We start from the raw sequence: 22,622 nt of genomic DNA on the forward strand, positions 1-22,622 counted from the left end.
GGGCTCCAACTTCTATGACGATTTGATCTGAGGATTGACCGCTTTTCGGTATCGGATCGTCTTTAAGGCGTGCGCAGGTGTTTTGGTAGCAGGTGAACATGACGCCAATAGGGCGAACATCACTACGGCCAGCGCGCATTCGTACAGAAAGAACAAGATCGGTGGCTCCGATTCCGTGGCGGGTTGGCTTCCACATAATGCCTATTGGCGTGGCTGTCATCAAAGGATCACAATCACTTTTTGCCGCAGGTCAAAATTGTGAGGGGCTGCGTGGTCTTTCGAAGGTGATGACATGGGCAGTCATTTATGCTGTCATGCTAGTGAATATGTGCAGGTAAGGATCGGTACAGCGCCCAGAGGACCTGAATGTGGCAGGATAGGCCCAAAAAGAACAAACCAGAACGGATCAAGCAGCGGTGTCATCGGTGCCGGGGAATGGGGCGCGCGCCCTGTCAGATTTGTAATGGCGCAGGCGAAGTGGTCAAAAGCCGTGACATTCACGGCAAACCGATCTCCAGCCGGTGCGATGGGTGTTTCGGCCTGAAAACCATTCGCTGCACGGTTTGCGGCGGAGAAGGGTTCGTCTGATCCTTGCGCAACAAAAAAGCCCGGGCAGTGCCGGGCTTTCGTTTCCCACATGGTGAGCGGTTTTTAACCTTCGACCGGGGCCGTGGTCGCAGGCTGTTCGCTTCCTGCCGTGCAGCTTGCCACCAGTTCTTCATATTGCGCTGTGACCCAACCCAAAGCGGCTTCGGGGTTCTGCTCTTCGATCTGGCTGCTGAACTGTTCGAACACCTTGGCCGAGCGGCTTTCATCAACGATGGTGTACGACTGCCCGGTCATCACGGTGTCGTAAACAAAGAAGGCGATTGCAACCAAAAGGATGCCGCGCGCGATGCCGAAGAACAGCCCAAGCGCCTGATCCAGACCACCCAGGGCCGAACGTTGCACAAGGGATGAAAACAGCGGTGTGAAGATGCTGACCACGATCAGAGCAATGGCAAAGACTGCGGCAAAACCGGTGATGACCGAAAGCTCGCAACTGTCGCGCAGGAAATCTCCGACAACCGGGATTTCCTTGACCAGCGGTACGGCTTGCGGCGCAAAGATGAACGCAAGGATCGCTGCCGCGACCCAGCCCGCGATGGCCAGAACCTCGCGCATGAAACCACGTGAGTAGGCCAGCAGGCCCGACACCACGATGATCAGGGCGACGACCCCGTCAATTATTGTAAAACCTTCCATGGCCCTCGCCTGTTCGTTTTCTGCCCCTCAAGGCGCGACTTTAACCTGCTCCGAAGGTTTCGCCAACAAACCCAACCAAATCAGAGGGTCGGGTGAGTGTCAGACCTGCCACAGTACCGGTTTTGCCGCCTGCCGGAGCAATTGCCGCTGTGAAACCAAGTTTTTGCGCTTCTTTCAACCTGTTTTCTGTCTGCGGGGCGGGTCTAAGTGCCCCGGATAGCGAGATTTCTCCGAAAACGACGGTATCGGCGGGCAAGGCCGTGTCTTCGCGTGCGCTGAGGAGCGCAGCGGCAACCGCGAGGTCTGCGGCGGGTTCGCCGACTTTCAGCCCTCCGGCAACGTTCAGATAGACATCGAGGCCCGCAAAGGGGATGCCACAGCGCGCTTCGAGCACGGCGAGGATCATCGCGAGCCGACCGCTATCCCATCCAACAACCGTTCTGCGCGGCTGCGAATGCGGGGAGGGGGCGACGAGGGCTTGCAGTTCCACCAGGACAGGCCGCGTGCCTTCGATCCCGGCAAATACAGCGGAACCGGGGCTGGGTTTGCCGCGTTCCGACAGGAACAGGGCCGAAGGGTTGGTGACTTGCGCCAGTCCCTTGCCAGTCATCTCGAACACACCGATTTCGTCAGCGGGGCCGAAACGGTTCTTAACCGCGCGCAGAATCCGGAACTGGTGGCCGCGTTCGCCTTCGAAGTAAAGCACCGTGTCGACCATGTGTTCGACCACGCGGGGGCCTGCGATCTGGCCTTCCTTGGTGACGTGGCCAACCATGATGATCGAGACACCGTGCCGTTTTGCAAAGGTGGTCAATTCATGCGCAGCGGCGCGGACCTGCGACACCGATCCCGGTGCGCTATCCACATTGTCGGCCCACATGGTCTGGATCGAGTCGATGATCGCCAGACCAGGCTTTTCCGCCTCAAGCGTCGTGAGGATGTCGCGCAGGTTGGTCTCGGCGGCGAGCTGCACCGGAGCGTCCTCGAGCCCCAGACGACGTGCGCGCATCCGGACCTGAGCGCTGGCCTCTTCGCCCGAGACATAGATGGTTTTGACGCCGGCACGGGCGAAACGGGCGGCGGCCTGCAGCAGCAGCGTGGATTTACCGATACCCGGATCCCCGCCCACCAGAAGTGCAGAGGCCGGGACCAAGCCACCTCCCAACACGCGGTCGAATTCTTCGACCCCGCAGAGGGTTCGGGGCGGCGGGGTTTCCTCGGTCGACAAATCCGTGAGTGCGATGGACTGGCCGCGTTTGCCGCCGAGGGATTTCTTGGTTGGGCCAGCCGAAAGGGGCACGTCCTGAACTATGGTGTTCCATTCGCCGCAACCGTCGCAGCGCCCGGACCACCGTGTATGTGTCGCGCCGCAGGCGGAGCAGGAGAAAGAAGTCGTCTTTGCCATGACGCACTTCGTGCCCGAGCTTGGGCGGTTCTTCAAGCCCTTGCGGGCTTTCCTCACCGCCGGTGGCACGCTGCAGGCTCAGGCCCGGATGGGCCATCGTTCGCAGCGGGCGCTGACGCGCCTATTCCGCCGCCCGAGGGGGGGACATGGCAACGACACTGGACGCCTTGGAAGTTTTGTCGCTGCGCGGTGCGTGCAATTGGGTCGACAGTTCGGGCAAAAGCTCGAACAATTCGTCCCGCAGGCGTGCCAGTTGCGACTTGGCGATGGTCTCTTCCATTTCCACATCGCGCGTCCATTGGCGCAATTCGTTCTGGATGACCTGAGCCTCTTCCAGCCGTTGCTGGAACAGCTCGATCTCTTCCTGCCGTTGTTGCAGGAACATCCGCGCGCGGTCGACCCTCGCATCGCCATAGGTCTGGGCCAGTTCTTGGCTGATCTGGCTCATCTGCGCGGCCAGTTCGAGAATCTCAGGCTCGAGCGATTGCAAGTCGGGGTGCTGACGCAGAAACCCTATGCGTTCTTTAACCGCGTCGAATTCGGAAGACATCATGAACAGCCCGCCGCGATCGGCGGCATGGGCCATCTGATACGCTTCGGCGATGTCATACATATTGAGGGCGAATTTGCGATGGTTGTTTTCCAAGGCCATCATCCGGGCATTGGCAGGCAGGTAAAACGCCAGCATGAGAATCAGCACGGTCAGGCCGATCTGGATGTACATCCCGGCATCTGTCACCGGTCCACTGCCGAACCCGGCCTGCATCGACAGCCAGGGAAACACGCCCAAAGCGGATAAAAGAGTGGCTGAAACGGCCAGTAAGGCGGCCATGCAGATCAGTAAAAAAGTCAGTCTTAAAAAGGCATTCTGAAATTGCAATGTAATGTTGTGGAGGGCGGCCATGATCGTCGTACTCCTTCTTCAAACCGGTACACACCGGGCCGAAGCGGAGGAAAATCAAACAACTTAGGGCGATCCGCTGCGGACCCGAAAACTACAACTCTTAACTGCTCGAAATATAAAGATGATACTTAGCTTTGTGTTTTCAATCAATTAGGTCTGAGGTTTTCGTGAAGTGGATGTCATCTCTGTAATATGGCCAAGCACGATGGAGGCCAGAATGCAGGCCGTGAACAGGTAGAGACCCCATGCGGTTTCGATGGTGGCGTAAGAGATGCCTTTGGCCAGCGTGATGTAAAGCGCGATCAGGAAAATGTCGGCCATGGCCAGTTTGCCAAGGATGTTGAGCGCGGGTTGGACGCGAGCGTCCAGCAGGTTCCATTGGATCAGCGCGGTGCCGATGGTTTTGATGTAGGGCGCGAAGAGGGCGAAGATGGTGACGACCAGCGCGAGGAAAACGTCGGATTTCCAGAGGGATTGGAGGCCGGTGATGACACTGATTTCGCTGAGACCGAAGATCGGGAGGAACCCCGCGCGCATCAGCGGGGCGAACCACGCGATGGGGTAGAGGATCAGGAGGGAGAGGGTGGCGAGGCGGAGAGTCACGGTTAAAACCACTCCAAACAATGAACCGAAACGTTGACCAAACTTAGAGACTAGGTGGCTCCGCATGTGGAAGGACTTTCACGCAAAACCATGCAATGAGGGGACCCATCAATACAAATGTTATACTTAGCTTTCTGGCGAGCCAATTCAGCCCTATTTTCTGGCGTTGGAAAAGAATGAGCGCTATGACTGCCATGTAAACGATCAAGTTTTCTAGAAACCACATAGCTATAGCGAAAAATCTGGCTTGGGGCCACGTCGACAACAATTCGTACAACAAAGCGGATGATCCGATTTGGTAGAACAAGACTAATACTATGTCCAACACAGCTAGTAAGATAACAATCGAAAGTACTCTGAAACGAGAATAGCTGCGGATCGCAACATAAACCGCAAAAACCCAGCACAAAGGCCAACCATAAAAGGCAATGTGTTTTGCGATGTATTCGATCACCGCACCGCCTCAATCGGCCCCTCCGCGCTCCCGCTGATGAACTGCTCGACATAAGGATCACCTGAGGCGTCCATCTGCCCGACGGGACCGGTCCATTGGATGACACCTCCGTGCAGCATTGCGACGTTGTCGGCAATCGCACGGACCGAACTCATGTCGTGGGTGATGGTCATCGCGGTGGCGCCCATCTCGGTCACAATCTCGCGGATCAGGTCGTTGATGACGCCGGACATGATCGGGTCGAGGCCGGTGGTGGGTTCGTCGAAAAAGATGATCTCGGGCTCGGCGGCGATGGCGCGGGCGAGGCCGACGCGTTTTTGCATCCCGCCTGACAGCTCGGCTGGAAAACGGTCGGCGACGTTGGACTTCAGACCGACGCGGCGCAGCTTGTCGATGGCAATCTCACGCGCCTCCTCGGCCGGGCGCTTCAACGATCCACGCAACAGGCGGAAGGCGACGTTCTGCCAGACGGTCAGCGAGTCAAACAGGGCAGCGCCCTGAAACAGCATCCCGAACCGGGCCAGAAACGCATCGCGGTCGCCCTTGCTGGCGTCTTTGCCGTTCACATAGATCATACCGCTATCGGGTTTGATCAGGCCCAGAATGCATTTCAGAGCGACCGATTTGCCGGTGCCCGAACCGCCGATGATGACCATCGAGGTGCCCTTGGGGATCTCAAGGTTCATGCCTTGCAGCACGTGGTTGTCACCAAAGGCTTTTTGTACGTTCTCCATCCGGATCATAGCGAGAAGAATACCCCTGTGAGAACGAAGTTTGCAGCCAGGATCAGCACGGCGGCGGCCTCGACTGAGCCCTTGGTGGCGCGGCCCACGCCCTGTGCACCGCGGCCCGAATTCATGCCGTAGTAACAGCCCATGATGGCCGCGATCAAACCAAAGGCCGCGCCTTTGACCAGCGATGAGACGATGTCGCGGGTTTCAAGGAAATCGACCGTGTTTTTCAGATAGGCCGCCGGGTTGAAGCCCAGGTTTTGGGTGGCGACGGTGTAGCCCCCGGCAATGCCGATGACGTCACCCACGGCGACCAGAGCGGGCACGGTGATCAGTGCCGCCAGTACGCGCGGGGCGGTCAGGTATTTCATCGGGTGGGTCGACAGCGTGACCAGCGCGTCGATCTGTTCGGTCACTTTCATCGTGGCGATCTCGGCCGCGATGGAGGATGTCACACGGGCGGCGATCATCAAGCCGACCAGAACCGGGCCAAGTTCGCGGACCATGCCGATTGCGACGATCTGGGGCACTACGGCTTCGGCGTTGAAGCGCGCGCCGCCGGCATAGATTTGCAGCGCCAGTGCGCCGCCGGTGAAGATCGCGGTCAGGCCGACCACGGGCAGGGACAGCCAGCCGATGTTCAGCAGGGCCATACCAAATTCGCGCGGATAGAAGGGCGGGCGCAGAATATGCGAGATGGCATCAAGTGCGAACAGTGCCACCCGGCCAAAGGCCGCCAGCAGGTTCAGCACGGCGCGGCCCAGCCCCCTGAGCGCGGTGATTGGGTTCATTCCACGTAGCCCCGCGAATAGCGATTGCCCATTGATGTCAGAATTTCATAGCCAATTGTACCGGCAGCTTCTGCCAGATCGTCGACGGTCTGATGACCGTTGAGAATGCGCAGCCGCTCCGGGTCATTCGGCAGGTCGGTGACGTCCACCGTGATCAGGTCCATCGAGATGCGGCCGACCACCGGGCAGGGCTGATTGCCAGCAAAGGCGTCGATGCCGCCACCGATGGCGCGATGCAGGCCATCTGCATAGCCCGCCGCAACGGTAGCGATCCGAGACGGCCGCCGGGCCACCCAGCTGTTGCCGTAACCGACAGATTCACCGACGGCCACAGCGCGCACCTGAATGACGGGCAGATCGACGGTGACAACCGGTTTTGCCCCGGCAAAGGGCATGCCGCCATAAAGCCCGATGCCTGGACGGCAGAAATCGAAATGGAACTCGGGGCCCAGAAATGTACCGCCCGTCGCGGCCAGCGACCGAGGCGCGGTGACACCTTCGGTCATCTCGCGGAAGGTTTTTAGCTGCTGCTGGTTCATCGGGTGGTCCGGTTCGTCGGAGCAGGCCAGATGAGACATGACGACGACCGGCTTCAGAGCCTCGGCCTGCGGGCGCAGTTCGGCCCAGTCGGCGGGCTCGAGACCCAGACGGTTCATGCCGCTGTCCAGCTGGATACCAAATGCGTGGTCGGGCAGAGCCTCGGTATGGCGCTTGAACTGCTCAGCCGAGTTGACAAGCGGTGTCAGATCATGGGCCCGCAGAAGGTCTGTGTCGCCTTCCATATGCCCTGAAAAAACGCAGATCATCGGACCGGGGCCAACCGCTTCGCGCACGGCAGCGCCTTCTTCGGCGGCGGCCACAAAGAATTTGCGAACGCCTTCCTCGGCCAGCGCGTTGCTGACAGGCCCGGCCCCAAGCCCATAGGCATCGGCCTTGACCACGGCGCCGGTTTCGACCCCGGTTTTCGCGTCGAGCGCCCGCCAATTGCTGGCGAGCGCCTGAAGATTGATCGTCAAACGTGCAGTACTCATGGCACTGTTCATGCCATTGCGCCGTCCAAGGTCAAGAGGGAATGGTGCATTTACCTAGCGGATTATGCCGGTGTTTCGCCACCTGTGGCGGAAAACACCAAAGAATAAGGAGGATTCGGCAACTTGCCGCTGTCGCTGGTCGTTTTGGGGATTGTCTTCACAACGATGTTAAAGCGATCTTGAGAACCGGATCGTTCCGCACTGACGCCAAGAAGGGCGGACCATCAGAAATTGAGGAAGTCATGGATTTTTCGACCGGATTGACGCCAGACCCGTCAAACATCGTCACTCTATTTGCGGAGGTCTTTGCTGCATCGGAAGGGGCGGAAGAAGGCGCGGTTATCGGGGCGTTCGTGCGGGAGTTGATCGCAAGCACACAGCCCGAAGATTTACTGGTGTGCACCGCGCATCAAGATCAGGAACTGCTGGGCTGCGCCATCTTTTCCCAATTGACGTTTCCGCAGGATACGCGTGACGTGTTCATCCTGTCGCCCATGGCCGTCAGAACAGATACTCAGAAAACGGGTGTCGGGCAGGCGGTGATTTCTTATGGTCTGGATCGTTTGCGTGCATCCGGTGTGGATGTGGCGCTGACCTATGGCGATCCGGCCTATTATTGTAAAACCGGCTTTGCGCAGATCACTGAAGATGTCGTGCAACCTCCGTTGAAACTCAGCCATCCGCACGGCTGGTTGGGGCAGGCGCTGGACGGTGGGGAACTGGAACCATTGAAAGGCCCATCGCAATGCGTTTCCGCCCTGAATAATCCGTCGCTCTGGTAAACCAAGGCGGGTGCTTCACCCTGATCCACGGCCACGGTTCCATCGCCTAGAACAGGGGGTGATCTATAATCGCCTTGCTGTTTCGTACATGCCGGGCCACCAGCTTTTTCTGCCTTTTACCGCTGGGGATATAGCAGGCAGGGTCCATGCCCCGATGGCAGTTCAGGCCCGGGAACAGTTGCAGAATCTCGCGCAACGCCTCCGGAGGAAGGGATTTGAGCGCCTCGGGCCCGGTGAACAGGCTTTCGCTTGGGGCGCCTTCGGCAAACAGAACCACGTGGCGGTCAAAGACAAGGTGGTGGTACGTCACTTGCGTCGCGTCACAATCCACATAAATGCCGGGCATGCCCGTCAACCGGATGGCCGAGACCAATACGTTCCGCGTGTCAAACATCCGTTGTGCTATGTCCGAGCGGACCAGCATTCTGTGCTGTCGCGAGACCAACAGGTCCCGACGTGGCAGACTGTGGCCCAAAGCTCCGGCCAGGATGCGGACCGGACGCAGTTCGGGGGTTTTCAAAAGTTCCGACTGGCGCAGGGATCGGGATAGAGCCAGGCGAACCGTTGCTTCACTGCCCTCGGTCGTCATGACTCTGTCGCCGGGGCTGATGTCCTGAACTCTGACTTGCCCACGGTCCGTCAGGATCAGGGTGTCCGAAGTGAAACAGGGCGCGCCGGGGCTGGGATTAGGGTCCTCTACAAAATTCACTCCGTCCGTCGATGATAGCGAAGAGGTATCGTCAGTGCCGTTGCTGCCGATCTGGGTCGAGGTCTGGCCGCTGGCCGGACCCTGGGTCGCTGTCACCTGGGCGTCAAAAGACACAAAGCTGAGGACCGAGCCATTGTCCGAGAGAGAAACAGCCCCGAAACGGTTGATACGGGCCGATATCACGTAATAGTCGAAACCGCCCACGGTGGTCATCGTACCGTTGTCGACATCTGTCGAACTGCGGACTGAGCCATTGGAGTTGTACACGTCAACCTGAAGGCCGGTGACATCGGTTCCAGTGGGAACACGGATTTCTATGAAATCCTCATTCGGAGAGAAATTCGGACCGTTGCGATATCTGATTTCCGAAATGATCGCGGGCAAATCTGATTGTCTCCAGACGGGAACGGCGCGTTTTGCGCGAATGATAGCATTATTCTACCACCGGCAGAGGAAAACAACAAAGCGCAAGGCATAGGAAGTCCCGACCACGCTTGCCAGTTGCGATCAATAACCTTCGATTTCGCCGCCCTGTTGCCAGGGTTTGACCAGATTGCCGAACCGGGTGAACTGTGCCTCGAAGGACAGCTCGACCGTGCCGATGGGGCCGTGACGCTGCTTGCCGACGATGACCTCGGCCTTGCCGTGCAGGCGTTCCATCGCTTGCTTCCACTCTTCCATCTTTTCCAGCTCGTGATCGCCGGGCTTTTCGCGTTCTTTGTAGTATTCCTCGCGGAACACGAACATCACAACGTCGGCGTCCTGTTCGATCGAGCCCGATTCCCGCAGGTCGGACAGTTGCGGGCGTTTGTCGTCGCGGCTTTCGACCTGACGGGAAAGCTGTGAGAGAGCGACCACCGGGATATTCAGTTCCTTGGCAATGGCCTTCATGCCCATCGAAATTTCGGCAATCTCATTGACGCGGTTGTCGGACATGCCACGGCAGAGTTGCAGATAGTCGATTACAAGAAGATCCAGCCCGTGTGTCCGTTTCAAACGGCGCGCTCGCGCAGCCAACTGTGAGATCGGCAGGGCCGGGGTGTCGTCAATGAACAGAGGGCAGGCTTCCAGTTCCTTGGCCGCGTCGACGAAGCGGCGGAACTCGGCCTCGGTCATGTCGCCCTGACGGATCTTGTGGCTGGAAATTTCGGAGGCTTCGGCCAGAACCCGGCCTGCAAGCTGTTCAGCGCTCATCTCCAATGAGAAGAACCCGACGACGCCGCCATCAATTGCACCCTCGGACCCGTCGGGCTTAGTGCCGCGCTTGTACGCCTTGGCCACGTTGAACGCCACGTTGGTTGCCAGAGAGGTTTTCCCCATCGACGGACGCCCGGCCAGAATGATCAGGTCGGACGGGTGCAGGCCACCCAACTGCTTGTCGAGATCGGCCAGACCGGTGGAAATCCCCGCCATGCCGCCACCGCGCTGGTAGGCCTCGTTGGTGACGTTGACGGCTTCTGTGACCGCTTTGAGGAAGGATTGAAACCCCTGTTCGGTCTGGCCCTGCTCGGATAACTGATAAAGCTGTTGCTCGGCCTCGACGATTTGTTCTTTTGGTTCGCTGGACACATCGACCCGCGCCGCCTTGTCCGAGATGTCCCGGCCCAGCCGGATCAGCTCGCGTCGGATGGCGAGGTCATAGATCATCTGGGCATAGTCATGCACAGCAAAGGCGCTGATCGAGGCCCCGGCCAGTTTGACCAGATAGGCAGGTCCACCCAGTTCCTTCAGGCCCTCATCCTCTGCCATGAAGGATTTCAGCGTTACAGGCGAGGCCAGCGCATTCTTGGCGATGCGTGTGGCGGCAACTTCATAGATACGGGCATGGACCGGATCATAGAAATGCTCGGCCCCGATGATCGAGGCGACCCGGTCATACAGGTCGTTGTTCGTCAGAATCGCGCCCAGAAGCTGCTGTTCGGCCTCAATGGAATGCGGCATGGTTTCGGCATTTTGAATCTGTGCTGCCGCCTGCTCGATACTGCTGATCTCGTTCATTTTGTCCCCGCTGCCCGTTCCGAGGTTTTACACGCGAAACGCTATCGCAAGCTATCTGGAAATACCTGTGGCTAACTTGGGGTAAAGCCTAGGGATAACTTTCCAGACCGCTTGGATGCCTGTGTATGCGTGGCTTATTATGTAGGAATTGCAGGAAAAGTCACCAGATATCGTGGTGAACTGGCCGATTCTTTCGGGCTTATCCCCAATCCCTCCACAAGAGGTTTACGTGGGTTTATTGGCCTCTTGCCAGCCGCGCGGATCGTTCAGAAAGGCCTCAACTCCGCTAAGGGTCTCTTCGTCAAAGGCCTTTTGCGCTTTGGCTTCGGCCAGAACATCCCACCACGTGCAGAGCGAGTGAAGCTTTACACCATGATCGCCCAGCGTCTTCTCGGTCTCGGGGAAGATGCCATAGTAGAAAATGACGGCGGTGTGTCCGCAGGTCGCGCCAGTTTCGCGGATCGCATCGACAAAGGACAGTTTCGAACCGCCATCGGTGGTCAGGTCCTCGACCAGCAGAACGCGTTCACCCTCGCTCATCGCGCCTTCGATGCGGGCGTTGCGGCCATAGCCTTTGGGCTTCTTGCGGACATAGGTCATCGGCAGCGCCATACGCTCGGCCACCATGGCGGCAAAGGGGATGCCTGCGGTTTCGCCACCTGCGATGTTGTCGAAGGCTTCGAACCCGGCCTCGCGCATCACGGTGACGGTCAGGAAATCCATCAGGGTCGAGCGAATGCGCGGGTACGAGATCAGCTTGCGGCAGTCGATATAGGTCGGGCTGGGCAGGCCGCTGGCCAGTGTGAAGGGCTCACGCGAATTGAAGTGGACGGCTTTGATCTCCAGCAGCATGCGCGCGGTCAGGCGGGCGATTTCGGTGCTGTCGGGAAAGGAACTGGGGATCATGGCGCAAACCTCGGGGCTGAAAACACGTTGCGGGCTGATAGCCTGACCCTTGGGCCGGAGTCGAGAGGTCGGCAAAAGAAAAGCGGACCCCGAAATGAGGTCCGCTTTAGCCCTTGCGGGCGATGGGCAGCCAAGGTGGGCTTAACTGCTCATGTCATAGGCCCGCTCACCATGTACCGAGAGGTCGAGCCCGTTTGTCTCGGTTTCGGCGTCTACGCGAAGCGGGGTGAGGAGTGCAACCAGTTTGACCAGCACAAATGTGACAACTGCCGTAAAGGCACCCACGATCACCAGCCCGCCCAACTGCGCGGTCCAGGTTCCGAGGCCAAACAGAGCGATCATGAGTGTGCCGAAGATGCCGCCGACACCGTGCACGGCAAACACATCCAGCGTGTCGTCGATGTTCAGCTTGTTGCGCACCACGCTGACGGCTTCTTGACACAGTACGCCAGCCACGGCGCCGATGATCAGCGCTTGAACCGGCCCCACAAAGCCCGACGCCGGAGTGATCGAGGCCAGACCCGCGATCGTGCCGGTCACCAGACCGACCATCGAGGCCTTGCCAAAGCGGATACGTTCCCACAGGGCCCAGGTCAGCGAAGCCGTGGCGGCAGACAGATGCGTGACGGTCATTGCCATCGCGGCCCCGCCATCAGCGGCCAGTTGCGAACCACCGTTGAAGCCGAACCAGCCGACCCAAAGCATCGCAGCGCCAACCATGACATAGCCGGGGTTGTGCGGCGGTGTCGTGCGATTGCGGCGCGGGCCGAGTATCACCGCGATGATCAAGGCCGCCAGACCAGCGGTTTCATGCACAACGATACCACCTGCGAAGTCGCGCACGCCGATTTCACCCAGAATGCCGCCATCGGCCAGCATTCCTCCGCCCCAGATCCAGTGCACAACCGGCGCATAGCACAGCAACATCCAAAGGGCCGAGAAGGTCAGGACAAAGCCAAAGCCGACGCGTTCGACATAGGCCCCAACGATCAGGGCCGGGGTGATGATGGCAAAGGTCATCTGGAAGGCGAAGAACAGGATTTCAGGCAGGGTGCCTGCAAGGCTGTCCACATCGACGCCGTTCAGGAACGCTTTGCCCAATCCACCCCAAAGCCCGCTTTCACCGGGGCCGAAAGCGATGGAGTACCCTGCGACCAGCCACAGAACGCTCATCAAACAGGCAATGGCAAAGCAATGCATGAACACGCTGAGCACGTTTCGGGCACGCACAAGCCCGCCATAGAACAGGGCAAGTCCCGGCAAAGTCATGAATAGGACCAGTGCGGTTGCAACGATGATCCAGGCTGTATCGGCTCCGTTCATGGGCCGTTCTCCCTTCCGAATGAGTGCGCCGGTCCGTGAAAACTCGGCACGGACCGGCGCTTTGCGAGTGGTGTGGCTTGTTTCAAGCCACCGTCGGATGGAGAAAAAAGAGGCAAGGCGAAAAAAGATGCCTGTTTTGGCGGCCTTTTTTCAACTGATGTTAATTGCAGCGGTTTCAGGTGCGAGGTGCTGAAAGTTTAGGCGTTTGCGGAAAGGGCCTTGTATAGCAGCATCAGCGCGTGATCCCGCGCTGCGCTCCGCACGGCGTCGCGGCCAAGGGCACCGAATTCGATGGTTTCGACATGCGTCGGCTGTCCGTCTGTTGCCAGCCCGAAACACACGCGCCCTTCGGGTTTGAATTCTGATCCGCCCGGCCCGGCGATGCCCGTGATCGAGACGGCAAGTTGTGCGCGCGAGTTGCGCAACGCGCCTTCGGCCATTTCGCGGGCGACCTCTTCGGAAACCGCGCCATAGGCGTCAAGCGTGGCTGCCAGAACGCCCAGCATGTCCTGTTTGGCCGCGTTGGTATAGGTGACAAAACCGCGATCCACGACTGCCGAACTGCCGGGAATATCGGTCAGGGCTGCAGCGACCATGCCGCCGGTGCAGCTTTCTGCGGTGGCGATCATCATGCCTAGCGCCTTGGCGCGGTCCAGCAGTTCGGTCACGGTCACAGGCCCAGAACTCCGTGTGCTATTGCTGCCAGAATCATCACTCCGATAGCTGCGAAAACACCCGCGATGACGTCGTCCAGCATCACGCCCATCGGGTCGCCGCGACGATCAGCCCAACCAACCGGGCCGGGTTTTGTGATGTCGAACAGGCGGAACAGAAGGAACCCAGCGATCCAACCGGGCCAGAGGGCGGTAATGTCGATCCCATGCGCCCAGGACGGATATGAAATCGCCCAGAGCGCGATGAACTGGCCTGCGACCTCATCAATGACAATTTCAGAGGGGTCGTGATCGTCCTGACCTTGGGTCATCACTCGAGTGGCCCAGAAGCCACCGACAAAAACAACGACCGTTGCGAGCGCCAGCAGCGGAAACCCACCCAGCGTATGCAGAACCCAGACCATCGGCAGCGCCACCAGCGATCCCCAAGTGCCGGGGGCAGGGCGCAGATAGCCCACACCGCCGACAGTCCCGATCACTTGCGCCGCGTTCATGCCTTCACCAAACAGGCTGTGGCCAAAGAGGCGATGCCTTCACTGCGACCGGTGAAGCCCAGACGCTCGGACGTGGTGGCCTTGACCGAGACCTGATCGGCGCGCAGGCCCATGATTTCAGACATCTTTTCCCGCATAGCTGGTGCGTGTGGACCGATCTTCGGATATTCGCAGACAAGCGTGCAATCGACATTCGAGATGCTGTATCCCATCTGCCCCGCCAACTCGACCGCGTGGCGTAGAAAGATCTCGCTGGCAGCACCTTTCCACTGCGGGTCCGAAGGGGGGAAATGCTGCCCGATATCGCCCTGTGCCAGTGCGCCATAGATCGCATCGGTGACCGCGTGCATTCCGACATCGGCATCCGAATGCCCTTGTAAACCGCGATCATGCGGCACTTTCACACCACAAAGGATCACATGATCCCCGTCGCCAAAACGGTGCACGTCGTACCCGTTGCCCAGCCTCACATCCATATTCGTTCCCATAATGCGTTCCGCCCGGGTAAAATCCTCGGGTCGGGTGATTTTCAGATTGTCCGCATCGCCCGGAACGATGCAAACGTCGAGCCCCGCGGCCCGTGCAACCTCGACATCATCCGCAGCGCCGCCGGGATGGCCTGCGTGGGCGGCGGTGATGGCACCATAGTGAAACCCTTGCGGCGTCTGAGCTGCAAACAGGTTGCTGCGATCCTGCGTGCCGGTCACCACCTCGTCCTGCCCAACCCACAGGGCGTCTGTCACCGCCAAACCGGGTGCTGCCGCCGGATGAGAGGCCAAGGCGCTCAGAACGTCGTGAATGATGCGGGCTGTCACGCAAGGCCGCGCCACGTCGTGGATCAAAACGCGCTGTATATCCCGGTCCGCCAGCGCTGCCAGCCCGTTGCGCACGGACCCTGCTCGGTCTGTGCCGCCTGACGCGAGGATCAGGCCTGTTTCACGGAATTCATCCCATGCCTGGGTGTCGTCATCGGACAGCACCAAGACAATGTGGTCCACCTGTCCACGGAACCGATCTATGGTCCAATCAGCCACCCTTCGGCCAGCAAGCTTGCGCCACTGCTTCGGCACGCCACCCCCGGCCCGCAGACCGCGTCCGGCGGCAACTATTATGGCGGCTGTTGTCATGAGTGCTGGCTCTCCTCGTGATGGGCTTTGTTTAGGCGGCGGTGAATGCAGAGGCAATCACCCATGGTAAAGTGATGAAAAATTAGGCAAGTGATGATTTTGCGGGCTTGTTGCGCGCCGTTTTGTTGTTCATATGCGCAGAAAACGATATCAAAACCGCAACTGCCCAAGGATTAAGCACGTTGACTTTGCACCTCGCCGACAAGGACGTAACACTGCCTGTTCTGCTGGCCCCCATGGCCGGAATCACCGATCGCCCGTTTCGCGATCTGGTGATGCGTTTTGGCGCGGGGATGGTGGTCAGCGAAATGGTCGCCAGCCAGGAAATGGTGCAGGCCAAGCCGGGTGTGCGCGAACGGGCGGAACTTTCCGCAGATGTGGAAAACACCGCCGTGCAGTTGGCCGGGCGCGAGGCGCATTGGATGGCCGAGGCCGCGCGTCAGGTCGCCGACCGAGGCGCGCGGGTGATCGACATCAACATGGGGTGCCCGGCCAAGAAGGTGACGAACGGCTATTCTGGTTCGGCCCTTTTAAAGACACCGGATCACGCGCTGACTTTGATCGAAGCCGTTGTCGACGCGGTTGACGTACCCGTTACGCTGAAAACCCGGTTGGGATGGGACGACAACCTGTTGAACGCTCCGGATGTGGCGCGCCGCGCGCAAGAGGCGGGCATTCAGATGGTCACGATTCACGGCCGCACACGCTGCCAGTTCTACAAGGGGCGTGCCGATTGGAATGCAATCCGGGCGGTAAAAGAGGCTGTGTCGATCCCGGTCATCGCGAACGGTGATATTGTGGATACTGCCGCCGCGCGGACTGCGTTGACGCAATCTGGTGCGGATGGGGTGATGGTAGGCCGTGGCGCTCAGGGCAAGCCGTGGCTGTTGGCGCAGATTTGTCATGACCTCTATGGGGCGGATGCGCCCGACATTCCAACCGGAGGTGATCTGATCGACATGGTGCGCGCGCATTATCAGGCGATGCTTGGATTCTATGGCACCGATCTGGGCCTGCGCGTCGCTCGTAAGCATCTGGGTTGGTATATGGACGAGGCCGCAACCCCTGCGCCCCTGCGCCGGGCAGTTCTGACCTCACGCGATACGGATGAAGTTTTGCGCCTGTTGGCAGATGCGTTGAGCGACGCGGGCGAGGTGGCGGCATGAACTCCAACGCCAGCATCTGGAACTCTCTGCCGGTTCCGGCGTTCATCATTGATGAAAGCGACCGCATTTCGGATGTGAATTCGGCAGGTGAGGGGTTTCTGAATGCGTCACGCAAATCGGTTATCAGCCATCCGGTTTGGGATCAGATCGCCGTGGACGCGCCTCTGGAAGAAGCATTTGAGCGCGCACGGTGGCAGGGCACGCCTTTGTTCGTGAACGATGTGGATGTTGGGTCAGGAAATCGGGCTCCGCTGCAATGCGCGTTGCAGATAGCACCTTTGGTCGGTCATCCGGGGTCCATGATCATGATCATATCACCCCGCGAACTGGCAGGTCGGATGACGCGGGGAAACACGGTCAAATCGGCGGCACAATCGGCGATCGGCATGGCCGAGATGCTGGCGCATGAGATCAAGAACCCGCTGGCTGGGATCACTGGTGCAGCGCAGCTTCTGAGCATGAATATACCGCCGCAAGACCTTGAATTAACAGACCTTATTGTTGCTGAAAGTCGTCGGATTGTGAAGCTGTTAGAGCAGGTCGAACAATTCGGAAATCTGCAAAAACCCGATTTCAAACCGGTCAACATCCACGATGTGTTGGATCGCGCAAGGCGGTCGGCGTTGCTGGGGTTCGGCGCGGACATGACAATCATCGAAGATTACGACCCGTCACTGCCGTTGGCTTACGGCGACACGGATCAGTTTCTTCAGGTGATCCTGAACCTGCTTAAGAACGCGTCCGAGGCTGCGGGCCCGCAGGGCGGAACGATCCGCCTGCGCACGTATTTCGAACATTCGTTCCGGCTGCGCCGCAGTGACGGATCGGGTCATTCGCTGCCTTTGCAGATCGAGATTATCGATGATGGTCCCGGCCTGCCTGAACAAATCCGCAGCGATATTTTCGACCCGTTTGTATCGGGCAAGGAAAACGGCACCGGTCTGGGGCTGGCGCTGGTCAGCAAGATCGTCTCGGACCATGACGGCTGGATTTCGGCCGAGTCCGTGCCGGGGCGCACGGTATTCAAACTGTCGCTGCGCCGCGCGCCGCGAGATGCAATTGAGGACAACAAGGAGAGCACCTGATGGATGGCACCGTACTGGTTGCGGATGATGACCGCACAATCCGCACAGTTCTGACACAGGCCCTCACGCGTGCCGGATGCAAGGTGCACGCGACCTCATCGCTGACCACTCTGATGCGCTGGGTCAGCGAGGGCAAAGGGGATGTGGTGATCTCGGACGTTGTCATGCCGGATGGAAACGGGCTTGAGATGCTGCCGAAGATCGCCGAGGACCGACCCGGTTTGCCGGTGATTGTGATCTCGGCACAAAACACGATCATGACGGCGATTCAGGCCACCGAGGCGGACGCTTACGATTATCTGCCGAAACCTTTCGACCTGCCGGATCTGATGAAGCGTACGGCACGGGCACTGGATCAGAAACAGCGTGCGCAACCAGTGCCTGTTGAAGGCGCAAGCGAGCGCCCCGAAGAATTGCCTCTGGTTGGTCGCACGCCGGTGATGCAGGCGCTTTACAGGTTGGTGGCGCGGGTGATGAACACAGACTTGTCCGTAATGATTTCTGGTGAAAGTGGGACGGGCAAGTCGTTGATTGCGCGGGCTATTCACGACTTCTCCGATCGCCGCACCTTGCCGTTTGTCACCGTCACGGCCGCTGATCTGCGGGATCTGGAAGGACCGGCCCGTGTGATGGCGCGCGTACGTGGGGGCACGCTGCTGATAGACGAAATCGCGGATATCGAGGATGAGGTTCAGGCCCGCATCGTTCGGATGATGGATACTCCGGGCGACCATGTTCCGCGTTTCATGGCCACCAGCCAGTCGGACCTGACCGAAGGGATGGAAAGTGGTCGGATCCGTCAGGACCTGTATTATCGTCTCTGCGGGGCGACGATCCACGTGCCATCCTTGCGCGAAAGGGTGGATGATATTCCGCTGTTGGCCGAGCACTTTCTGGCGCGGGAAGAGCGGGAAAGCGGCACCAAACGCTGGCTAAGTCCCGAGGCGGTAGAGTTGGTGCGGCGCTATTCCTGGCCGGGAAATGTTCGGCAGTTGGAAAACGCCGTCCGTCGGTTGGGGTTGACGAGCAGGGCCGATGAAATCTCGAAGCCCGAAGTGGAAATGGTGTTGGGCAGCCAGCCCGAGGCAGAACCGATTCTAAGTGGGGGCGAGCGCGAAAAACTCTCGACTTCGGTGGAACGTCACTTGCGGCGGTATTTCGATTTGCATGGCAATATTCTGCCACCCCCCGGCCTCTATCAGCGCATTTTGCGCGAAGTCGAGGCCCCGTTGATCGAGATCGCATTGGATGCAACTGGCGGAAATCAGGCGAAATGTGCCGATTTGCTGGGAATCAATCGAAATACGCTGCGAAAAAAGATTACAGATCTCGATATTCAGGTGACACGCCGACGCAAACTGATGTAATATCGCCACACAAACCGTGGCATCCCGGCATCTGTTGGGAAAAGATCACGATATATGGCGGTACGCCGCGCAAGCGGCACATCAGGATGAGGGCAGACGGTGGCAACCCGAGCACAGAGCGGGATGATCCTATCGATTAGTCGATGGCGTAAATCACGGAAACTGCGCAATTTCGGCACCTTTGGGCTGGTCCTCATGGGGCCTGTTCTGGCATTGGCCACTTATCTTGTCATTGGCCCATTTGATCTTGGTGCGACGGCACCGACCCTGCGGCTGATTCTGCTGGCCGATCTCGTCTATGTTTTGGTTGTCGCGGCGCTGGTGCTCAGCCAGGTGGGCAGCCTGATTGCGGCGCGTCGGGCCAAATCGGCAGGTTCGCGCCTGCATTTGCGTCTGATCGGGGCGTTTACGCTGCTGGCTCTGGTGCCGACCGTGACCGTGGCGATCTTTGCGGGCCTGACCGTGAATATCGGTCTTGAAGGCTGGTTCTCGGATCGGGTGAGGCAGGTTGTGGGATCGTCCCTGACGGCGGCGGAAGCCTATGAGCAGGAACACCGCCGGGGTCTGGTGCAGGATGCGTCTGTGCTGGCGCGTTATCTGGACAATGCTCGGACACTTGATTTCTACATCTCGGATGCCGAGCTTCGCGAAGTGCTGGCGCAAGGGCAGGCCCAGATCCAGCGCGGGCTGCGCGAAGCTTACGTCATCGACGGCGGCGGTGAAATCAAGTCGCGCGGGGATCGGTCTTATCTGTTCAACTACGAAGCACCGACACCCGAGCAGATGGCTGAGGCGACCGATGAAGGGCTGTTGATCATCGCCGACTGGCCGAACAATGAATTTCGCGCGCTGGTACCTCTGACCGCCTATCTGGACCGCTATCTTTATGTCAGCCGTGAAGTGGACGGTCAGTTGCTGACGCTGCTGGACGACACCAAAGAAACGGCGCAGTTCTACCAACAGTTGGAGAGCGAACGTGGCAGGGTGCTGTTTGAGTTCGGCCTGCTTTATCTGGGCTTTGCGCTGATCCTGATCCTTGCCGCGATGTCTCTTGGCATGTGGTTCGCCGAACGCCTGTCGCGCCCGGTCGGGCGATTGACCACGGCGGCGCAGCGCGTAGGGGCCGGGGACCTGAGCGTTCAGGTCATCGAAGAGGCCAGCGATGACGAGATTGCGATGCTGGGTCGGTATTTCAACCAGATGACCCGGCAGTTGAAAGGGCAGCGGGACACGCTGCTGGAAAACACGCAACAGATTGAAAGTCGGCGCCGCCTGTTCGATTCAGTGCTCAGCTCGGTTACATCGGGTGTTGTGGGGGTCGATCCCGAGGGGTGCGTAACCTTCGTGAACCGCTCGGCCGAACGGCTGCTGGATTGGTCGCGGGGCGAAGAGCATCTGGCGATTGGTATCGCTGTGCCCGAGTTTCTGCCGCTTTTCGAAAGCCTGAAAGACAGCGGACAAGAGGCCGTTCAGGGCGAGATCAAGGTGACCCGCAAGGGTCGACTGGAAAACCTGCTGGTGCGCATGGCCATCCGCCGTGGCGAAGACGGTGGTCTGGAAGGCTATGTGGTGGCCTTTGATGACGTGACCGATCTGGTCAGCGCGCAGCGCATGGCGGCGTGGGGCGACGTGGCCCGCCGCATTGCGCATGAGATCAAGAACCCGCTGACCCCGATCCAGCTGAGCGCGGAACGGATCAAGCGCAAGTTCGCCCGCAAGCTGGACGAAGAGGATTGCGATAGCCTCGAGTCGATGACGGGAGTGATCGTGCGCCAGACCAACGATCTGCGGCGTATCGTGGATGAATTCTCGAAATTCGCGCGGATGCCAGAGCCTGAGCGCCGCGAGGAAAACCTGGTCGATCTGGTGCGCGAAGCGGTGCTGTTGCAGCAGGCGGGTCAGCCGGATGTGCAGATCGACGCAAAATATCCGCAGCAGCCGATCATGGCGGATGTGGATGCGACCATGTTGAATCAGGCGCTAACGAACCTGATCAAGAACGCCGGAGAAGCAATTGTAACCCTTAAAGAAAAAGGGGCTCCGGACAACCTCAGGCCGCAGGTCAGAGTTGAGGTTTCCAGCGATGACGCGGGTACGGTCATCACCATTGCGGATAACGGAATCGGCCTGCCGGAAGACCGGGCGCGGCTGTTTGAACCTTACGTGACGACACGCGACGAAGGGACCGGGCTGGGCCTGCCCATCGTCAAAAAAATCATAGAAGAGCATGGCGGTGCGCTGACCCTTGAAGACGCGCCCGTATTTGACGGACAGGACCATTTCGGCGCGATGGCCGTGATCCGTTTGCCGGGGACCAGTATTTCCCCAACCGCTGCGCCACAGAAGCAGGCAATTAGAACCAACAAACTGAAAGCAGGCCAAAGATGAGCGACATTCTGATCGTAGATGACGAACGCGATATTCGCGAGCTGGTGTCCGACATTCTGGAGGACGAAGGCTATTCAACCCGGCTGGCGGCGAACTCGGACGAGTGTATGGCGTCAATCAATTCCGAGCCACCGGGGCTGTTGATCCTGGATATCTGGCTGAAAGACAGCCGTATGGATGGGATCGATATTCTCAAGGCGGTGAAACGCGACAACCCTGATGTACCGGTGGTTATCATTTCCGGTCACGGCAATATTGAAATCGCCGTCGCCGCGATCAAGCAGGGCGCGTATGACTTTATCGAAAAACCCTTCAACATTGACCAGTTGATGGTGGTGATCCGCCGCGCAATGGAGACCTCGCGCCTGCGTCGTGAGAATGCGTCTCTGAAGCGCAAAGAGGTCAACAACTCCGACATGATCGGCAAGTCTGCCTCGTTCCGCGCCATGCAGGGGCAGTTGGACAAGGTGACCAAGTCCAATGGCCGCGTGATGCTGAGCGGGCCGGCCGGGTCGGGCAAGGAAATCGCCGCCCGTTATATCCATGCGCATTCCAATCGTGCCAACGCACCGTTCGTTACGGTCAATTGCGCCGGGATCGAGCCAGAGCGCGTTGAAGAAGTTCTGTTCGGACGGGAATCATCGGAACGCGGCGTGGAATCCGGACTGTTGGAAGAAGCACATGGCGGCGTAGTCTATTTTGACGAGGTCGCTGACATGCCATTGGGCACGCAGTCAAAGATATTGCGGGTACTGGTGGATCAGCAATTCCAGCGCGTTGGCGGGTCCGACAAGGTGCGCGTGGATCTACGGGTGATCTCGTCGACCAACAAGGATCTGGATGAGGAAATCGCCGCCGAGCGGTTCCGCGAAGAACTGTACCACCGTCTGAATGTTGTGCCGATCACGGTTCCATCGCTGGAAGATCGCCGCGAGGATATTCCGGTTCTGGCACAGCATTTCATCGAAATGTGCAATGAAACGCAGGGTTTGCCGATCCGGGAGATGTCGGAAGAAGCGATTGCTCTGCTGCAGACAATGACCTGGCCCGGCAACGTTCGCCAACTGAAGAACCTGATCGAGCGGGTTCTGATCCTGGGTGACGGCACCGGTCCGATCGAAGCGCGCGAGTTGCCAAACGAAGAGGAAAAAGCCGAAGACACCGGCCGCGTTGTTCTGTCGGGTGCTTTGGCCACCCTGCCGCTACGCGAAGCCCGCGAAGCCTTTGAGCGGGAGTATCTGCTGACTCAGATCAACCGGTTCGGCGGCAATATCAGCCGGACGGCCAGCTTTGTGGGGATGGAGCGCAGCGCTTTGCACCGCAAGCTGAAGTCGCTGGGCGTGGTCACTTCGAACAAATCCGGCGCGCGGGTGGCGCAGATCGACGAACCCGAACCGGCAGAGTAATCTGCCGGTCGGATGGCTTCAGTCAGGGCCTGA

At 59.1% G+C, this 22,622-nt stretch carries 21 protein-coding genes; 7 read left to right on the forward strand and 14 right to left on the reverse strand.

What is annotated here, in order from left to right; translation table 11 throughout:
• The first annotated feature begins 435 nt into the window (after positions 1-435).
• Positions 436-588 carry a hypothetical protein gene (locus tag ACR0LF_RS01400; RefSeq protein ID WP_480573862.1) on the forward strand — a complete coding sequence of 51 codons (153 nt, stop codon included), beginning with the start codon at positions 436-438 and terminating at the stop codon, positions 586-588.
• 63 nt (positions 589-651) lie between these two features.
• On the opposite strand, the gene ACR0LF_RS01405 is transcribed toward ACR0LF_RS01400, so the two are convergent.
• From ACR0LF_RS01405 to alr, 7 genes are all read right to left on the reverse strand, one after another.
• The gene (locus ACR0LF_RS01405; RefSeq protein ID WP_480573865.1) at positions 652-1,245 is read right to left on the reverse strand and encodes a CvpA family protein; all 594 of its coding nucleotides are present in this window, start codon (positions 1,243-1,245) and stop codon (positions 652-654) included.
• Between the two features lie 40 nt (positions 1,246-1,285).
• Positions 1,286-2,650, reverse strand: a complete 1,365-nt coding sequence (gene radA / locus ACR0LF_RS01410) for a DNA repair protein RadA (RefSeq protein WP_480573868.1) — start codon at positions 2,648-2,650, stop codon at positions 1,286-1,288.
• A gap of 121 nt (positions 2,651-2,771) precedes the next feature.
• Positions 2,772-3,554 carry a DNA repair protein gene (locus tag ACR0LF_RS01415; RefSeq protein ID WP_480627475.1) on the reverse strand — a complete coding sequence of 261 codons (783 nt, stop codon included), beginning with the start codon at positions 3,552-3,554 and terminating at the stop codon, positions 2,772-2,774.
• A gap of 150 nt (positions 3,555-3,704) precedes the next feature.
• Positions 3,705-4,157 (reverse strand): paraquat-inducible protein A, encoded by a 453-nt coding sequence (locus ACR0LF_RS01420; RefSeq protein ID WP_480573874.1) that lies wholly within the window; start codon positions 4,155-4,157, stop codon positions 3,705-3,707.
• 450 nt (positions 4,158-4,607) lie between these two features.
• The gene (locus tag ACR0LF_RS01425; RefSeq protein ID WP_480573877.1) at positions 4,608-5,354 is read right to left on the reverse strand and encodes an ABC transporter ATP-binding protein; all 747 of its coding nucleotides are present in this window, start codon (positions 5,352-5,354) and stop codon (positions 4,608-4,610) included.
• A complete protein-coding gene (locus tag ACR0LF_RS01430; protein ID WP_480573880.1) occupies positions 5,351-6,133 on the reverse strand; it encodes an MlaE family ABC transporter permease in 783 nt (260 codons plus the stop codon). The genes ACR0LF_RS01425 and ACR0LF_RS01430 overlap by 4 nt, the downstream gene beginning before the upstream one ends.
• Positions 6,130-7,164 (reverse strand): alanine racemase, encoded by a 1,035-nt coding sequence (gene alr, locus ACR0LF_RS01435; RefSeq protein ID WP_480573883.1) that lies wholly within the window; start codon positions 7,162-7,164, stop codon positions 6,130-6,132. Before alr ends, ACR0LF_RS01430 begins: the two co-directional genes overlap by 4 nt.
• Before the next feature lie 242 nt (positions 7,165-7,406).
• Between alr and ACR0LF_RS01440 the strand changes: the two genes are divergently transcribed.
• The gene (locus ACR0LF_RS01440; RefSeq protein WP_480573886.1) at positions 7,407-7,946 is read left to right on the forward strand and encodes a GNAT family N-acetyltransferase; all 540 of its coding nucleotides are present in this window, start codon (positions 7,407-7,409) and stop codon (positions 7,944-7,946) included.
• A gap of 46 nt (positions 7,947-7,992) precedes the next feature.
• Here ACR0LF_RS01440 and ACR0LF_RS01445 read toward each other — a convergent pair whose 3' ends face one another.
• The 7 genes from ACR0LF_RS01445 to ACR0LF_RS01475 form a co-directional block, all read right to left on the reverse strand.
• On the reverse strand, positions 7,993-9,039 hold the full coding sequence (locus ACR0LF_RS01445) for a Hint domain-containing protein (RefSeq protein ID WP_480573889.1): 1,047 nt from the start codon (positions 9,037-9,039) through the stop codon (positions 7,993-7,995).
• A 123-nt stretch (positions 9,040-9,162) separates the two neighbouring features.
• Positions 9,163-10,653 (reverse strand): replicative DNA helicase, encoded by a 1,491-nt coding sequence (locus tag ACR0LF_RS01450; RefSeq protein ID WP_480573892.1) that lies wholly within the window; start codon positions 10,651-10,653, stop codon positions 9,163-9,165.
• 225 nt (positions 10,654-10,878) lie between these two features.
• A complete protein-coding gene (locus ACR0LF_RS01455; protein ID WP_480573895.1) occupies positions 10,879-11,559 on the reverse strand; it encodes an orotate phosphoribosyltransferase in 681 nt (226 codons plus the stop codon).
• A 141-nt stretch (positions 11,560-11,700) separates the two neighbouring features.
• A complete protein-coding gene (locus tag ACR0LF_RS01460; protein WP_480573898.1) occupies positions 11,701-12,882 on the reverse strand; it encodes an ammonium transporter in 1,182 nt (393 codons plus the stop codon).
• 197 nt (positions 12,883-13,079) lie between these two features.
• On the reverse strand, positions 13,080-13,556 hold the full coding sequence (locus tag ACR0LF_RS01465) for a CinA family protein (RefSeq protein WP_480573901.1): 477 nt from the start codon (positions 13,554-13,556) through the stop codon (positions 13,080-13,082).
• Positions 13,553-14,050 carry a phosphatidylglycerophosphatase A family protein gene (locus tag ACR0LF_RS01470; protein ID WP_480573904.1) on the reverse strand — a complete coding sequence of 166 codons (498 nt, stop codon included), beginning with the start codon at positions 14,048-14,050 and terminating at the stop codon, positions 13,553-13,555. Before ACR0LF_RS01470 ends, ACR0LF_RS01465 begins: the two co-directional genes overlap by 4 nt.
• Complete coding sequence (locus tag ACR0LF_RS01475; RefSeq protein ID WP_480573907.1) at positions 14,047-15,177, reverse strand: bifunctional 2-C-methyl-D-erythritol 4-phosphate cytidylyltransferase/2-C-methyl-D-erythritol 2,4-cyclodiphosphate synthase; 1,131 nt, start codon at positions 15,175-15,177, stop codon at positions 14,047-14,049. The genes ACR0LF_RS01470 and ACR0LF_RS01475 overlap by 4 nt, the downstream gene beginning before the upstream one ends.
• A 182-nt stretch (positions 15,178-15,359) precedes the next feature.
• On the opposite strand from ACR0LF_RS01475, the gene dusB reads away from it, so the two are divergent.
• From dusB to ntrX, 5 genes are all read left to right on the forward strand, one after another.
• A complete protein-coding gene (dusB, locus tag ACR0LF_RS01480; protein WP_480573910.1) occupies positions 15,360-16,343 on the forward strand; it encodes a tRNA dihydrouridine synthase DusB in 984 nt (327 codons plus the stop codon).
• The gene (locus ACR0LF_RS01485; RefSeq protein WP_480573913.1) at positions 16,340-17,428 is read left to right on the forward strand and encodes a two-component system sensor histidine kinase NtrB; all 1,089 of its coding nucleotides are present in this window, start codon (positions 16,340-16,342) and stop codon (positions 17,426-17,428) included. Before dusB ends, ACR0LF_RS01485 begins: the two co-directional genes overlap by 4 nt.
• On the forward strand, positions 17,428-18,795 hold the full coding sequence (locus tag ACR0LF_RS01490) for a response regulator (protein ID WP_480573916.1): 1,368 nt from the start codon (positions 17,428-17,430) through the stop codon (positions 18,793-18,795). The genes ACR0LF_RS01485 and ACR0LF_RS01490 overlap by 1 nt, the downstream gene beginning before the upstream one ends.
• 123 nt (positions 18,796-18,918) lie before the next feature.
• Positions 18,919-21,183, forward strand: coding sequence for a sensor histidine kinase NtrY-like (locus tag ACR0LF_RS01495; RefSeq protein WP_480573919.1), 2,265 nt, complete (start codon positions 18,919-18,921; stop codon positions 21,181-21,183).
• On the forward strand, positions 21,180-22,589 hold the full coding sequence (gene ntrX / locus ACR0LF_RS01500) for a nitrogen assimilation response regulator NtrX (protein ID WP_480573922.1): 1,410 nt from the start codon (positions 21,180-21,182) through the stop codon (positions 22,587-22,589). Before ACR0LF_RS01495 ends, ntrX begins: the two co-directional genes overlap by 4 nt.
• Positions 22,590-22,622: the final 33 nt, after the last annotated feature.

Source organism: Ruegeria sp. E8 (assembly GCF_056533985.1).